Source organism: Thiomicrorhabdus aquaedulcis, from assembly GCF_004001325.1.
Taxonomy (GTDB): Bacteria; Pseudomonadota; Gammaproteobacteria; order Thiomicrospirales; family Thiomicrospiraceae; genus Thiomicrorhabdus; species Thiomicrorhabdus aquaedulcis.
Genome location: NZ_AP018722.1, coordinates 2,373,955 through 2,389,229 on the forward strand (window position 1 = coordinate 2,373,955; position 15,275 = coordinate 2,389,229).

13 protein-coding genes are annotated in these 15,275 nt (G+C 47.6%); 5 read left to right on the forward strand and 8 right to left on the reverse strand.

All coding sequences use genetic code 11. The annotated features are described in order from the left end of the window. Window positions 1–68 precede the first annotated feature (68 nt). From EP181_RS10920 to EP181_RS10930, 3 genes are all read left to right on the forward strand, one after another. Window positions 69–974: a DMT family transporter gene (locus EP181_RS10920; protein ID WP_127471656.1), complete on the forward strand. Its 906-nt coding sequence runs from the start codon at window positions 69–71 to the stop codon at window positions 972–974. A gap of 74 nt (window positions 975–1,048) precedes the next feature. After that, a complete protein-coding gene (locus tag EP181_RS10925) occupies window positions 1,049–2,383 on the forward strand; it encodes an alanine/glycine:cation symporter family protein (RefSeq protein ID WP_127471657.1) in 1,335 nt (444 codons plus the stop codon). A 4-nt stretch (window positions 2,384–2,387) separates the two neighbouring features. After that, window positions 2,388–3,299: a hypothetical protein gene (locus EP181_RS10930; protein ID WP_127471658.1), complete on the forward strand. Its 912-nt coding sequence runs from the start codon at window positions 2,388–2,390 to the stop codon at window positions 3,297–3,299. A gap of 166 nt (window positions 3,300–3,465) precedes the next feature. On the opposite strand, the gene EP181_RS10935 is transcribed toward EP181_RS10930, so the two are convergent. Then, window positions 3,466–4,182, reverse strand: a complete 717-nt coding sequence (locus tag EP181_RS10935; protein WP_127471659.1) for a YebC/PmpR family DNA-binding transcriptional regulator — start codon at window positions 4,180–4,182, stop codon at window positions 3,466–3,468. A 395-nt stretch (window positions 4,183–4,577) separates the two neighbouring features. On the opposite strand from EP181_RS10935, the gene EP181_RS10940 reads away from it, so the two are divergent. Continuing rightward, the gene (locus EP181_RS10940) at window positions 4,578–6,797 is read left to right on the forward strand and encodes a GAF domain-containing protein (protein ID WP_127471660.1); all 2,220 of its coding nucleotides are present in this window, start codon (window positions 4,578–4,580) and stop codon (window positions 6,795–6,797) included. Further along, window positions 6,734–7,051 (forward strand): HD-GYP domain-containing protein, encoded by a 318-nt coding sequence (locus EP181_RS10945; RefSeq protein WP_172959748.1) that lies wholly within the window; start codon window positions 6,734–6,736, stop codon window positions 7,049–7,051. The genes EP181_RS10940 and EP181_RS10945 overlap by 64 nt, the downstream gene beginning before the upstream one ends. Window positions 7,052–7,226: 175 nt before the next feature. On the opposite strand, the gene EP181_RS10950 is transcribed toward EP181_RS10945, so the two are convergent. The 7 genes from EP181_RS10950 to minD all read right to left on the reverse strand — a co-directional run bounded on the left by EP181_RS10950 (window position 7,227) and on the right by minD (window position 15,183). Then, complete coding sequence (locus EP181_RS10950; protein WP_127471662.1) at window positions 7,227–8,291, reverse strand: alpha/beta hydrolase; 1,065 nt, start codon at window positions 8,289–8,291, stop codon at window positions 7,227–7,229. A 60-nt stretch (window positions 8,292–8,351) separates the two neighbouring features. Then, complete coding sequence (locus EP181_RS10955; protein ID WP_127471663.1) at window positions 8,352–9,026, reverse strand: ArsR/SmtB family transcription factor; 675 nt, start codon at window positions 9,024–9,026, stop codon at window positions 8,352–8,354. A gap of 141 nt (window positions 9,027–9,167) precedes the next feature. After that, window positions 9,168–10,271, reverse strand: a complete 1,104-nt coding sequence (locus EP181_RS10960; protein ID WP_127471664.1) for a hypothetical protein — start codon at window positions 10,269–10,271, stop codon at window positions 9,168–9,170. Between the two features lie 139 nt (window positions 10,272–10,410). Next, window positions 10,411–12,714 carry a hypothetical protein gene (locus EP181_RS10965; protein WP_127471665.1) on the reverse strand — a complete coding sequence of 768 codons (2,304 nt, stop codon included), beginning with the start codon at window positions 12,712–12,714 and terminating at the stop codon, window positions 10,411–10,413. A gap of 335 nt (window positions 12,715–13,049) precedes the next feature. Beyond that, window positions 13,050–13,973, reverse strand: coding sequence for an RpnC/YadD family protein (locus EP181_RS10970; protein ID WP_127471666.1), 924 nt, complete (start codon window positions 13,971–13,973; stop codon window positions 13,050–13,052). Between the two features lie 115 nt (window positions 13,974–14,088). Beyond that, the gene (gene minE, locus EP181_RS10975) at window positions 14,089–14,349 is read right to left on the reverse strand and encodes a cell division topological specificity factor MinE (protein ID WP_127471667.1); all 261 of its coding nucleotides are present in this window, start codon (window positions 14,347–14,349) and stop codon (window positions 14,089–14,091) included. A gap of 21 nt (window positions 14,350–14,370) precedes the next feature. Then, complete coding sequence (minD, locus tag EP181_RS10980) at window positions 14,371–15,183, reverse strand: septum site-determining protein MinD (RefSeq protein ID WP_127471668.1); 813 nt, start codon at window positions 15,181–15,183, stop codon at window positions 14,371–14,373. Between the last annotated feature and the right edge of the window lie 92 nt (window positions 15,184–15,275).

The following is a 15,275-nucleotide window of genomic DNA, read 5'->3' on the forward strand; positions in this document are numbered from 1 at the left end:
AATTAAAAGCCTAGTGCAAGCCCCAAAGCGTTTAAAATAACCATCTTTGTTAAATGGGTTGATTGAACATGTCGCGTTCTTTGGTGTTGCAAACCACCTTTTTTACCCTATTGGCCATGGTGGCGTTTGCCGCCAACGCCATAGTGTGTCGCTGGGCGTTGGACGGCGGTTGGATTGACCCGGTAAGCTTTACCAGTTTGCGTTTGGGTTCGGCCGCCGCCATGCTGTTTTTGGTGATGCTGTGGGTCAATAAAGCCCAACAAGCGCAAAGCCCCCAAAAACTGCAGCACACCGTGCCAAGCCGCGGCAGTTGGAAAGCCGCGTTTATTCTGTTTGTGTACGCCATCACGTTTTCATACGGTTACGTGGCCATCAGCACCGCCAACGGCGCGCTTATTTTGTCGGCGGTGGTGCAATTAACCATGATTGGTTACGCATTGCGCCAAGGCGATAAACTGCATGGTTTAGAATGGTTGGGCGTGGCGTTGGCGTTAATTGGCTTGTTGTATTTGGTCTACCCAAAACTTTCCACCCCGTCGTGGTGGGGGTTGGTCATGGTGGTGATATCCGCCTACACCTGGGCGTTGTACAGTTTAAACGGTCGCACCTCACGCAACCCACTCACCGACACCGCCTACAACTTTTACCGCACCCTGCCCATGATTGCGCTGGCCAGTTTACTGAGTTTGCTGTTTATTGAATTTGTGCATTTAAGCGTGTTTGGCGTAACCTTAGCGGTGTTTTCAGGCGCAGTCACCACTGGGCTTGGCTACATTTTATGGTACAAAGCCTTGCCGCAAATCTCATCCAGCTTGGCGTCGGCCACCCAATTATTAGTGCCCTTGCTGGCCGCCTTTGGCGCCGCCTGGCTCATTGCCGAACCCATTACCCTACGCTTTATGCTGGCCGCCGCCCTAATGATGGGCGGCTTAAGCCTAGTTTTACTGGGTCGTCATCAATTTAGAAAGCGGTAACGTTTACGCGAATACCGCACACGACACTTTTCACTTTGCATATTTTGCACAATACAATCCAAAAGGGCTTATTTATGGAACAGCTTAACCCACTTTTAATCACCGTAAACAGTTTGGTTTGGGGGCCTGTTTTGCTGGTTTTGTTATTAGGAACCGGCGTGTATTTAATGATTCGGTTGCGTTTTTTACCGTTGCGCAATCTGTTTTATGCCTTTAAATTATTGTGGACCACGCGCAAATCGCAACACCCCGGCGACATCAGCTCGTTTGGTGCGTTAATGACCGCCATGGCCGCTACCGTGGGTACAGGCAATATTGCTGGTGTGGCGGCGGCGCTGTTTATTGGCGGGCCTGGGGCTATTTTTTGGATGTGGATGACGGCGCTGGTGGGCATGGCCACCAAATACAGCGAAACGGTTTTGGCGGTGCATTACCGTGAAAAAGACACCGATGGCAAACACGTGGGCGGCCCCATGTACTACATTAAAAACGGCTTGGGTAAAAAATGGCAACCGCTGGCGTTTGCCTTTGCGCTGTTTGGCACCATCGCGGCGTTTGGCATTGGCAACATGGTGCAAGCCAATGCGGTGGCGGGAGCGATGCAAAGTGCGTTTGGGGTCAATAATCAGATTACAGGCTTGGTGTTAATGGGCTTGGTGGGCTTAGTGTTGTTTGGCGGAATCGCGCGCATTGCCAAAACAGCCAACGCCCTAGTGCCGTTAATGGCGGTGTTGTACATTGGAATTTCGCTCACCATTATCGGTTTGCACATTGATGCCTTGCCCAATGCGTTACTGACCATTGTGCAAAGCGCCTTTACCGGCCATGCGGCGGCCGGTGGATTTGCTGGGGCAAGCCTTATTTTAGCCATTCAATTTGGGGTGGCGCGTGGCGTGTTTTCAAACGAAGCCGGCCTGGGAACCGCCCCCATTGCGCATGCGGCCGCCAAAACCAACAACCCGGTTGAGCAAGGTCACATTGCCATGTTGGGCACGTTTATTGACACCATTATTATCTGCACCCTAACCGCCTTAGTGATTATGGTCACCAACACCTGGCAAAGCGGTGAAACCGGCTCACCCTTAACCGCGTTGGCGTTTAGCACCGGGTTAAATTCAAGCCTGGGTGCGGTGGTCGTGGCCCTAGCACTGGCCATTTTTGCCTTTACCACCTTGTTGGGTTGGAGCTATTACGGTGAGCGTTGCGCGCAATACATTGGCGGCTTAAAGGTTATTTTGTATTACCGCATTGTCTGGGTGCTGGCGGTGTTTGTGGGCGCGGCCTTGTCGGATTACTTTAATACCGTGCTGATTTTGGCCGATATTTTAAACGCGCTCATGGCCGTTCCCAACCTGATTGCGCTGTTGCTGCTGACGCCGGTGATTATTAAACTCACGCAAAACAAATAACGCCATGACTCACATAAGCACCCATAAAATCACCCAACCAGCCATGCAACAAATAGCTCAAGAGGCGGCGCAACTTCTTCTGGACAGCCGGCTCAATCAAACCGCGCACAATAGCGCCATACGTTTGCCAAAGCCTTTACGCCCACAGACCTTTGACCAGGCCTGGTTAACCCAACAAGCGTTAACAGCCCAACGCGCACAAACGTTGTTAAACCCCGTTGTGGGTTGGAAATGCGGCCTACCGTTTGGACAAGCGTTACAAAATAAAGTGGTCGCACCCATTTTTAAAGCGGGCGTACAGTGCCAATCGCCCTGCGCGGTAGTGTTGCAAAACGGCGCGTGCGCCTTTGAACCCGAGCTGGGCTTTACCCTAAAACACCCCTTGCCCGCCAGCAAAACGGCCTACACTCAAGAGCAGATAATGGCCGCCATTGGGCACGCTAACTTGGTGCTGGAACTGATTGAAAACCGCTATGAACCCAGCACCGATAATGCCGATAATGCAGATAATGCCGACGATTTAAACGCCCAACCGGTGTCGTTTTACGAACAGTTGGCCGACGGCTTGTTTCATCAAGGGCTATGGATTGGGCCACGCGTGCCATTAGACATGGCGTTTAACGCCGGTTGCATTGACTTTAGTCTTGAACTCAAAAAATCCGAAAGCCCAAACAGCACAGACACTCGCACGTTTAGCGGTCAACACCCCAATTTAAACCCCTTGGCACCGCTGTTTTGGCTGGTCGATTTTTTAAACCAACAAGGCATTGACCTCCCCGCTGGGCACATGATTATTACCGGATCGTACGCCGGTTTGTTGACGTGCCCACCCAACCAAACGCTGACGCTGAGCTATGGCACGCTGGGTAAAATAGTGGTTAGTTTTGTTGAGCAAGAGAGTAAGCGAAGTGTTTAGAAAAGAGTTCAGAAAAGACGATAAAACGCGTTTAACCAGGCCTGGTAATCTATAAATCACGTCATTGCGGGCTTGACCCGCAATCTGTTACGGCGCATGTGGTAGATGCCGTGTCGGAGCAAGGCATGACGGTTTATGAAACTACCAGGCCTGGTAGGTTATCTTTTTACATTTCTACATCGTAATAAACGTTTTGCACGTCGTCTAAATCGTTAAGCAGGTCTAAAAACTTATTAAAGTGTTCTAGGTCTTCTTCGTTAAGGTGCGCGGCGTTTTTGGCTAAAAACTGAATCTCATCGACTTCAAATTCCAGTTTATCAAACGCGTGCAATAAGGCGTTTTTGGCTTTGGCGTATTCGGTGTTGGGCGCAAATACGCTAATGTGACCGTCGTCGCTTTCAATGTCGCTTACGTCCACATCAGCCGCCATTAGGGCTTCTAGCACCGCGTCTTCGTCCGTGCCTTTAAACACAAAAATGGCCGAATGGTCAAACATGTGACTGACGCTGCCGGGCGTGCCAATTTTGCATTTGGCTTTGGTAAAGCAGTGGCGCACGTCACCAAAGGTGCGATTGGGGTTGTCGGTTAAGCAGTCAATAATCACCATGCTGTTGCCCGGACCATAGCCTTCGTAGCGCGCAAGCGCAAAATCTTCGCCGCCCGCGCCGGTGGCTTTGGTTAGGGCTTTGTCAATTACGTGGCTGGGCACTTGGTCTTTTTTGGCGCGCTCAATTAAACTGCGCAGTTCCAAATTGCTGGCGGGGTCGGCACTGCCGCTTTTAGCCACCACATAAATTGCACGACCGTACTTGCCATATACCTTGGTTTTAGCGTCTGCGGTTTTGGCCATAGACTCTTTGCGGTTTTGATAGGCTCTGCCCATTTTGCTGTTGCTCCCAACGCTGACCTTTTGCCATCACGCCAAACATGCGTCAGTGCCAAAAGGTTCAAATAAAATAAAACGTAGATTTTACACCACAACGCCCTCTTTCATCAAATTCAGACAATTCACCTTAACCAGGCCTGGTCGCTTTAGTTTGGCTTTACTTTGTTTTGAGTTGTCTTTATATTGAGAGACCTTTGCACGAGTGAGGTGCGAGGAAAAAATGAGATAAAATTTGCCTGATTGAGGCGGAAAACGCAGTGAATAGCTGGCTATTCGCAAGGTTTTCAACAAAAATCAGGCAAATTTTAGCCATTTTTAACCGTGCCTTGACTCGTGCAAAGGTCTCTGAGTTGCGGTTTTAAATAATTAATTCATTAAAGGCAAGGCTACCCATGATTCAGGTTTTAGGCGCATCCGGCAGTTTAAATTCTAACGGTGGTTGCAGTGCTTTTTTAGTCAGCCCCAGCGTGTTAATAGACGCCGGCCATGTTATGCGTACGTTGGGAGCGCAAAGCCAGCGGGTTGAGCACTTGCTGCTCACCCATTCGCATTTTGATCACTGGGTAGACTTACCCTTTATGATTGAAACTTATTTTGAACAGCGCCAAAAACCTTTAACGGTATACGGCTTAAAAGCCACTCTAGACGCCCTTAAAACCCATGTGTTTAACAACGTAATCTGGCCAGAGTTTCACAAAATTATTCATCCCACCTTGGGGCAACCGCTGGTGGTGTTTACAGAGCTTGCTTACGAACAAACGCTGGTAATTGACGACACCGAATTTACTGTCATTAACGCACAACACACCGTGCCCTGTTGTGGGTTTGTCATTAAACGCCACGGGATTGGCTGCGTGCTCAGCGGCGACACCTATTTAACCCCTGAGCTTACCGCGCGCATTAACCAAGACCCCAGCATTAACAGTCTGATTATCGAAACCTCGTTTCCGTCTACACTAGACCACATTGCCCAACTTAGCCAACACCTTACCCCGCGTTTGTTGCACCAACAACTGCAAGGCCTAACGCACCGCTTAGACGTATTTTTGTACCACCTAAAACCTGCTTACCATGACGCCATTGTGCGCGAAGTGTTTGCCCAAGATTTTCAAGACAGCTTGCCCGTTAGCCTAAACAAAGTGCTGATTGAAGGCGATGTGCTCGACCTATTTAATCCACAAGGGATCAGCCACCATCACCTTGTCCATGCGGACTACGAGCAGCTTAATCGTACCGACACGTCCACCGACAAGATGGCGAACATTATGGCGCACAACAACGCACAGCTCGAAGCCTTGCTGTCCATTGCCCAGGCCTTGTCGGCGCAAACCAATTTAGACAAACTGTTAGAGATGATTTTAGAACAAGCCATCGCCTTTTCAAACGCCGACGCCGGAACGCTCTATCGCACCAACAAAGACCACACGGCGCTGCAGTTTAGCGTGGTACGCAACCGGTCGTTACAGATAAAAATGGGCGGCACGGCCGAGCCGATTACCTGGGACGACCTGCCGCTGTATACCGATGACGGTCAACCCAATACCCACATGGTGGCGGTGTTGTGCGCGCTTAACAAACAACCCATTAACATCGCCGACGTGTACACCGACCCCACGTTTGACTTTAGCGGCACCCAAAGATTTGACGCCAAAACGGGCTATCGTTCACAATCCATGCTGGTCATACCCATGCTCGACCGCGACCAAAACCTGTTGGGTGTCTTGCAACTTATCAACAAAACAGCGCCATCGCACCCTGCCACAAACGCATTACCGGCCGCACTGGTGTTTAGCCCGCAAGACCAACAAAACACCCTAGCGCTGGCCTCGCAAGCGGCCATATCGCTGACCAACGCCCTGCTGATACAAGAGATGGAAGCGCTGTTTGAAGCCTTTATTGACACCATCGCCAAAGCCTTTGACGAAAAATGCAGCTTTACCGGCAACCACGTTAAACAGGTGGCCAAACTGGCCAACATTATTGCCCACGCCATAGACCAAGACCAACACACCTACCAAGACGTGCACTACGATAACGCCATGTTTAAAACCATTAATCTGGCCGCACTCTTGCACGACGTGGGCAAAATCACCACGCCCGAATTTATTATGCAAAAATCGAGCAAACTGCAAAAAATAATCGACCGCATTGAGCTGATTAAACACCGCATCGAAATCTTAAAACGCGACGCGCACATTAATCACCTGCAGGCACAGGTGCTCGCTCACACGCAGCATACGCCGCCGCCCGATGAGCACATTTATCAAGACCATGTACGCACGCTCAACGACGCCTATGAGTTTTTGCACACCATGAACACCGGCAACGAATTTTTAGCCGAACCCCATGCCCAGCGCATACTAGAACTGGCTCAACTCACCTATCAATTGGGTGACGCCGTTGTGCCTTTGCTGGACAGCGATGAACTGACCAACTTGTGCATACAGCGCGGCACCTTAAACGCGACCGAGCGCGCCAAAATCATGGACCACGCCCGCGTATCGCTGAGCATGTTGCAAACCCTACCGTTTCCCAAAAATACCAACGCGTGGTGGACATTGCCGCCAATCACCACGAAAAACTCGACGGCACCGGCTATCCACGCGGCTTAACCGCCCAACAACTGACGCTGGAAGATCGCATTTTAATTTTGGCCGATTTATACGAAGCCCTGTCGGCACAAGACCGACCTTACAAAGAGCCACACTCGTTGGCCGACATCGCCAAAATTTTATCGTCTATGGCCAATGCCGGAGCGATTGACAAAACGCTGCTGACTTTTTTCTTTGAAAGTGGCGCCTACCAAGCCTACAACGCGTTTTTAAAACCCAGCCAAATTAACGACTTTAGTTTAACGCTGGAGTAAGTTTTAGTAGTGGTTTGATGGGGTTTGAGAGGGTTTGAGAGGGTTTGACAAGATTAAAACCCACGTCATTGCGGGCGTGACCCGCAATCTACTGCGGTAAAGTTAGCAGATGCCGTGTCGGAGCACGGCATGACGAAAAAGGTTATATAGCAACGGGACGCAACAAAAACCCACGTCATTGCGGGCTTGACCCGCAATCTACTCCAGTAAAGTCAACAGATGCCGTGTCGGAGCACGGCATGACGAAAAGATCTCTAAACGATTTATTTTGTTTAATAAATTCCGCTGCAGCGGCTGCGGCGTCTTCACTGGCTAGGTCTAAAAAGAAATGCTCGGCGTCCATAATCGTCACCGTTTTAATCAAGGCGTTGCTGGCCAACGGCGCCATTTTTTTAGGCAAATCGGCTACCACAGTGTCGTCGGCTCCCATAATCACCAACGTAGGTTTTTTGGCAGTTTTTAACAACGTAGGCGTGTCAAATTGCGGTTTTACCGTGTAATAGTCTACAAATGCGTTGGGGGTTACTTGAGCGGCTTTGCAATAAATAAAATCGGTGTCTTTCATTAAACTTTCGCCCTGACCCTTGGCCACTAACGCGTTGGCTTTTTTAAGCACGTCGGCTAACGGTTTGCCGTATTTTTCTTGGTACTCGCTGGCCGATTGTTGCTCGCCTGTGGCGGGCGCCAATAACACCACTTTGTTAATTTGCGCGCTGTCGTGCTCATTGGCAAACCAAGCGGTTTGATTGCCACCGCGTGAATGCCCCATTAACGTGACCGAATTAGCACCTTGTTGCTTAAGCCAATCCATCCAAAACCCAATCTCTTTGATCGCGTCGGTGTGTTTGTGCGTGTGGGGCACCGCGCAATCGTACTCACCCTTACGGTCGTTTAACCCCAGCGACAAGCTGGGCGCTAACGAGCTAATGCCCTGTGCGGCCAGGTTTTCTTGCAACTGCGCGTAGGTTGAGCGGTCTTTGTGGGTAAGCGTACCGTGGGTTAATAACACAATGCCGTCGGCGTAAGTTTGTTGGTCGCCCATCACCAAATTGGCGTTAACCGTTAAACCGTTGTAGGTTTGCTTAATTTCTTTTACCTCGGCGGCCAAACTCGCCCACGATGTGCTTAATAACGTAAAACCCAAACTTAAGCCTAATACCACGGGCGTCCAAGGTTTTTTAACATTGCTAACGTTGGTAACGCGCTGAACATTTTTAACTTGTTGTAACGATGCTGTCATGTTGTGCTCCTACTAAATTTTGAGTTTTATGTTTTATGTTTTGAGTTTTATCGCCCACCACTACGCGGTCTGCTCAAACGCCAAACCGGCGGCTTTCCACTCGGGAAACCCTTCGGCCAAACGCTGTGCGTTAAAGCCTTGTTGGCGCAATAACGCCACCACTTCATAAGCATACACACAAAATGGCCCACGACAATACGCGACAATGGCTTTGTTCTTGGGCAATGTACGCAGCCGTTTAACCATGTCATCGGTGCTCTGCGTTTGCACCGGGTCGATGTTAATCGCCCCCACAATGTGTCCACAAGCAAACTCTTTGGCCGGACGCACATCCAACACAATCAGCCCGTCATCGTGCAGACGAGCCGCCAACGCGGTCTGGCTCAGGGTGTCGTCGTGCAAAGCAGGGGTCAGCGTGTTTCTTAAGCGTTCCACCTCGGCCAAATGGGTTTGCGCGGTGTGCCTAAGTTGCTGCATAAGCCGCACCACCTCGTCGCTGGCCAACGTATACAAACGACTTTTGCCGTCTTTACGCACACTGACCAGGCCTGCTTGTTTTAACTGCTGCAAATGGCGCGACGTATTGGCCACGCTTAAACCACTTAACTGCGCCAACTCCTCTACCGCACGCTCGGCTTGCGCCAAATAATCCAACAACTCAATACGCTGCGGCGACGACAAACTCTGCCCCATAACCGCCAACTGCACAAACATAGCCCGTTTAACGTCCGACATAATCACCTTACACTCATATTCAATTCAGTCTTTGAATGTTACCGACAACCCCGCCAATACACAAACTAAAAAGACTTGTTTAAAAGCTTATTTAAAGATTTATTTAAAGTGACCAGGCCTGGTTAAACAGGTTTAAAGCTATTAAAACGTGGCTTTTAACGCCACATTTAAACCTAGAGTTTTGGCTTCTTCTAAATTTAACGCATCGCTCACTAACTCAACTTTTAACCAAGTGGTTTGATACCCCAATTGCCAGGCCTGGGCGGTGGCGTTGTACAGTACCGCCATTTTGTGTTGCTGGGGATTAATAAATTGATAACCCGCTGTATAAAACGCTTTAATGGCGTAATCGTCATAGTTAAACAGCAATGAATGCTGGCCATTTAAGACATAAGTGTTGTGCAAAAACACTTTGGTAGGAATTACCTGCGTCACATCCTTATACGATTGTGTGCCGCTGGCGACGGGCTTAAATTTTACAAATCCGTCTGCGTCAAATTCTTTGGTTTGCGAACTGCCTGTGGCCACCGTTCTAGGCGCGTCCCACCAATTTATGTGTGCCAATACATCGCGTACTTGCACATTGGCATGCCATTGCGGCGTCAAATATCCGTCCAGGTTTAAATCTAAAGCGTAGCCATTGCCCTTTACGTTGTTGGTTAAGGTACGGTCAAATAAACTGTCTTGCGAATAAACATAATCCACATCAAAATTAAAGTTGTAATCGTTATTAGCCACCGCGGTGGCTTGTCCAGTAAGCTTGCCATCGGTAAGCTCTAAGCCCTCTAAATACGACAAGGCTACACCCACATTAAACGGTGTTTTAAAATGATTTATTTGAGTTTGATAACCCAATTTTACGCCCTGCGCCACAAAGGCATTGGTTTGCAATTGCAATGCGTACTGCTCACCCACCACCAAATCTTGTTTAGTGTTGGTGGCGTGCAATAATTTAGCGGTGCTGGGTGAAAACTCAAACAAATAATCTTGACGTTCAAACACCGAAAACTGCCAATTGTTTACCGCTATGCCAATCTCGGCGCGGTTTATCGAAAACGCTATCTCACCCTTACTAAAGGGTGCGTTCCAGTCGTTTAAGATAGCGTGTACCGCAATCGCCTCACTGTGACTAAAACTGCTTATCTCAACAAACGGTTTATATTCTAGCGCCTGCACATTTGCGGCCATGCCCATAGTGCCTAAGACCGTGCCTAATGCAGTAATTGCCCATAAATAACTTTTCAAAATACGCATCCTGTTTTTTACGTTTTGTTTACTCAAGTAAACAATGCTTAATAAGCTTAATAAAAAAGGCAGCCAAGGCTGCCTTTGTTTTTACGGTATAACGTTTATGTCACTTTAAACAAAATGAATCTAAACGGATTTAGAAAATCTCAAACGTTCCATCAACATAGCTGGTTTTAATTAAATCATCTTTGGTACGCTCAACCGTAGCGGCTTTAACGCCATCAATGGTAACCGTGGCCAAAGTACCCGCACCAGCTAGGTTAGCTAGATTAGGCACAAATACCATTTTTACGCCCTCTAAGTTAGTAACAGTAACTGTGCTAGTAGGCTCTTCTAAGGTTAAGCCTATTAGTTGATTGTAAGCATTGCTTTCTGTGGTCACTTCATTCGTCAATTTAGCGTTAAAATCAACCAACAAACTGCGCGCACCTTGTTGCAAGTTTAATTGCGCCTTAGCATCGGTTAAGCTGGTTCTTTGTGCCGATAAATTTACTTTTACATCTTTAAGATCATTAATATCGACCGTTAAACCCAAACTGGCCGATGCCTGTAAATAGTTTGTTGCAGTTTCAGTGGCGCCAACCGTTCTAAACTCGGCCGAATTAGGCATAGACAAAGACGCTTTTAACGTCACATTTTCTGCGCCATAAACCGCACTGCCGTCTAAAGACAATGACTCCAAGTAAGATTGGCCACTGTAACTGTAACTATTCTCCGTAGAGCTATCAATATCACGACTGAACTGTGTTGCGGCCATCTCGCCGGTAAACACAATAGGCACGGTTTGATCTGCTTTGGTAAATTCATAGGTTACATTTAAAGTATTTACATCTTTGTATTTATCTTCACTCGAAGAAGTATACGTATCATTTGAAGTGTCTTCTTCATAAACATACGTCCCACTTAATGCAGAACCGTCATTAATGGTAAATTTTGTGGTTAGCGAAGTTTCGCTGGAGTCTGACACGCTATTAATCGTACCCACTACTTTACTGTCTAAGCGATAAACTTCGCTACTTGAATAAGTTGTTTGAGTGCCTGATTCATCCAAGTTACCCTCTTCATCACTTTCAATGGTTACGTTGACCAGCTGTTGACCTACTCTTGCATCTTTAAACACCGCCTTATCGGTATAAACGCCGGTTTCATCATTACAACTATAAGTGTAAGTTACGCTACCTGATTGAAACTGCGATTGATCATTGTCCGTAAAATTAACCACCGCTGTACCAGTTTGGAGTGCTTCTAATCCTGCACAATATTGATCAAACAACTCATAAGACTGTTCTTTGGCTACATTTAAGGCCTCAAGCGGATTATCGTATGAATCAAAACTTTCCAATAAAGCAGAAGCCGCTTCCACTTGTGTTACAAAACTGCCCGCAACCGCTTTGTTTATGGCGGCGTCTAAACTGGTCGCGTAGGTACGAAACTCGCTCACAAACGCTTTAGCTTTATCAGACGCATTAACATTGGCGATGGGTGACGGTTCTGGGTTAATGTTGCCGCCATTACCGGCCGAAGTTACCTTGTCGTTTAAAGTACTTAAAACACCTGATTCGTCTGACTTACCCACTTGATTAAACGTGCTTGTAGTTTGAGTAGCGATAGCGCCTAAATCAGCTGCCGATATTTGCCCATCTGCAAATTGTGTTGCTAAAGCCTCTATTGCGCCCTTTAAATCAGGCACACCGCTGGTCGTATCTTTAGTGGCTAAAGCGCCAATGGCGGCCGATAGAGCGGCGTAGGCAATTTGTTGTGGAGTTGCGTCGGCGGTAATGGCGGTAATATCAATAGGCTGGGTGTTTAAAACATTAAACCCTAATAGGTTGTTTACTTCAGAATTGGCGTTGTTAATGGCGGTGGCGTCTAACGTGGGTGATTCAAATGCTCTGCTGGCGGCCATGTGCGTAAACGGGGTAACGTTGGTGCTAAGGGTTGCACCACTGGTGACCGGGGCAATGAGGGCGTTCATTTCAACCGCGCCCGCGCCGGGTTTGTACCATTCGCCAAAATTTACGATTGTGCTATCAGCTGTATCTACAATGTCATCAGAACGTGTGCCGCAATTGGCTACCACATCGCATTTCATTTGTGTATTGGCAGTAGAGGTAACCGTAATTTTAATAGGTTGACCCGTGTAACTGGCCGGAATGGTTAAAGCATAGGTTCCGGCCGCATTGGTGGTGGCGGTAGCCAGTGTGGCTTTAGGAGTTTGATTGGCGTTTAATTCAACGGCCGTTACAGTGGCGTCACTTAAAATACCTTTAGCGGCGGCACCCGAAGTAGTAGCGCTAAACGACGTAGGAGGAGCATCCCCACCACTTCCGCCACCGCCACCACACGCGGTGAGTGCTAATGACAGCGCAATGGTTAAGGGGGCTAGTTTAAATAATTGTTTGCTGTTTGCTGTTTGCTGTTTGCTGTTTGCTGTTTGCATTATTGGGCTCTTTTAATTAATTTTGTGTAAGCTTTAAATGCATTTTAAATTAGCACGCTGGCGTAAACCGCAAGCGCATTAACTCAACGTTAAAGCAGGCATTGCATTATAAATAAATTTAGCCTTATTTAAATCAATTTGTTATCAAAAATACTCATCTTATGCGCTTGAAAGACAAATAATGACGATAATACGCACAAAAAAGTCAGCTTAATCAAATGGTTAAGTGATGCCGTGCTCATCATTATTTTTTTAACACCCCAAATAAATACCTTACCCCAAAAAGCAAAACGCCCCGTTAATCGAGGCGTGTTATGTGTTTTTTTAACCGTTGTTTAGTGCTTATGGCTGTCGTCGGTTTTGCTAAGACGTTCCATAAGGTCTTTTAATGGAATATGCAATTTCTCTGCAACGTCTTGAGCCGATAAATGAAATTCACGAATCATTTGCATCGCGGCTTCTAGCTTACCTTCCAATTTGCCTTCTAACTTGCCTTCTTGCATGCCGCGTTGGTGGTGAAGTTGCTCTAATGAATTTATGTATTGCATGTCTGTTTCCTTCTCGATTTGCTCGATTTGATGGTCAAATTCTATCACAAGTTCTTGCGGCAACGTAATCATCCAGTCAATCAAATTAAATAGGGTTATAACGTGTTGCTTGCTGTAATGACGCTCGTACAACTGGCGAATAAGCGTGGTTTTGGCACTGAGTCGTTGCCTGGGGTTGTCGAGTAGCTTAGCGTCTAATTGCGCTAAAACAATCAAAACAAAGACATTGTCACTGGCCAGCAGCGCTGCACGCTTGGGCAAAAAGTCCAGTAGCTTAACCATTGGATAGGTAAATTGAATGGTGCAACCAAGCTGGTTGTAATGGTAGGTATCTGGCCTAAATGTGTTACTGGTGTCGCTCAAAATAGCCAAACTCACCACGTCTTTGTTGTAACGGTCACGAATTCGGCTGTTGTATCTAAACATGCGCTGAGCAAAGTCTTGCTCGGGTTCGCCTTGCACTTCAATGTGAATTAATAGCCATTTTTCTTGGCCGTTGAGGAGCTTAACTTTGACGAGTTTGTCGGCGTAAGTACGACCTTGCTCAGCTTTGGCCAAAATTTTTTGCAGCTCTTTGTCTAAAAACTCGGGCGGCGTTTGCCAGTTAATCGCCACGTAAATGTCCGAAAACAATAACGCCATGCCCTCTTTAAAATAGTGTTCAAGGGCTTGTTTCCACGGGCTGTCGTGATCTACTTTTTGGTTGGGCATTATTTTTGCATCCTGGCATCTAAGCATCTCAATTGACCCTAAAAACACAAAACGCCCCCAATAATTGGAGGCGTTTTGTGTTTTGCTGAGCTTAATTTAGTGTGCTTTTTGTTGCTTAACGCGCGTTGTCGGGCAACACTAAGTTGAGTTCTAGCACTTCAAAGCCGTTGGATTCGTCCACCGAGATTTTGAGTTGTTCGTAGTCTATGTCGACGTATTTGGCGATAACGGCCAAAATTTCTTCGCGCATTTTGGGTAGATAGTCTGGCGCATTGCGGTCGCCGCGTTCGTGGGCTAATAAAATTTGCAGGCGGTCTTTTGCCACATTAGCGGTTTTCTTTTTGCGCTGTCCTAGTAGGTAGTCCAGTAAAGCCATGGTTTTCTCCTAGTTTGGGGGTTACTTGCCAAAAAGTTTTTGAAAAAAGCCTTTTTTCTCGGCCACTAAAAAACGGTGCTCAACGGTTTCGCCCAAAAAGCGGTCTACAATGTCTTTGTAGGCCATGGCAGCGGGCGATTCGTCTTCGTTTATAACCGGTTTACCGGCGTTAGAGGCGTTTAGCACGTCGTCCGATTCGGGTACTGCGCCCAATAGTTTGACGTTAAGCAGGTCAATCACGTCTTCTACCGACAACATTTCACCCGATTCTACGCGAGCAGGGTTGTAACGAGTAAGCACCAAATGCTCAACAATGGGTGCATCGCCGCGTTCGGCGCGACGTGATTTGGCTTGTAAAATGCCTAAAATCCGATCCGAATCGCGTACCGATGAGACTTCTGGGTTGGTGACAATAAGCGCTTCGTCGGCAAAATACAGCGCCAACTGCGCGCCTTTTTCGATGCCTGCGGGCGAATCGCACACAATGTAATCAAAACCTTGTTCGCTTAATTGCTCCATAACACGTTCTACGCCTTCGAGCGACAGAGCGTCTTTATCGCGGGTTTGCGAGGCGGCTAGCACAAACAAATTGGGTACGCGCTTGTCTTTAATTAACGCTTGTTGAAGGGTCGCTTCACCTTGCACCACGTTTACAAAGTCGTACACCACGCGGCGTTCGCAGCCCATAATCAAATCCAAATTACGCAGGCCTACGTCAAAGTCAATCACCACTACTTTAAAGCCCTTTAAGGCTAATCCGGTCGAGAAACTGGCGCTTGTGGTGGTTTTGCCCACCCCCCCTTTTCCAGAGGTAACTACTACGATACGAGACACATTGGCTCCTTTGTATTTGATTGGACGATTAGGCGTTGATTAACGCTTATTAATTAAGCGCATATAGTATAGGAAACCCCAATCATAAGATA

Coding starts and splice junctions, on each gene's coding strand:
- EP181_RS10920 (WP_127471656.1), top strand. CDS start 69: ATGTCGCGTTCTTTGGTGTTGCAAACCACCTTTTTTACCCTATTGGCC.
- EP181_RS10930 (WP_127471658.1), top strand. CDS start 2,388: ATGACTCACATAAGCACCCATAAAATCACCCAACCAGCCATGCAACAA.
- EP181_RS10940 (WP_127471660.1), top strand. CDS start 4,578: ATGATTCAGGTTTTAGGCGCATCCGGCAGTTTAAATTCTAACGGTGGT.
- EP181_RS10965 (WP_127471665.1), bottom strand. CDS start 12,714: ATGCAAACAGCAAACAGCAAACAGCAAACAGCAAACAGCAAACAATTA.
- EP181_RS10955 (WP_127471663.1), bottom strand. CDS start 9,026: ATGTCGGACGTTAAACGGGCTATGTTTGTGCAGTTGGCGGTTATGGGG.
- EP181_RS10925 (WP_127471657.1), top strand. CDS start 1,049: ATGGAACAGCTTAACCCACTTTTAATCACCGTAAACAGTTTGGTTTGG.
- EP181_RS10970 (WP_127471666.1), bottom strand. CDS start 13,973: ATGCCCAACCAAAAAGTAGATCACGACAGCCCGTGGAAACAAGCCCTT.
- minE (WP_127471667.1), bottom strand. CDS start 14,349: ATGGCTTTACTGGACTACCTACTAGGACAGCGCAAAAAGAAAACCGCT.
- EP181_RS10950 (WP_127471662.1), bottom strand. CDS start 8,291: ATGACAGCATCGTTACAACAAGTTAAAAATGTTCAGCGCGTTACCAAC.
- EP181_RS10935 (WP_127471659.1), bottom strand. CDS start 4,182: ATGGGCAGAGCCTATCAAAACCGCAAAGAGTCTATGGCCAAAACCGCA.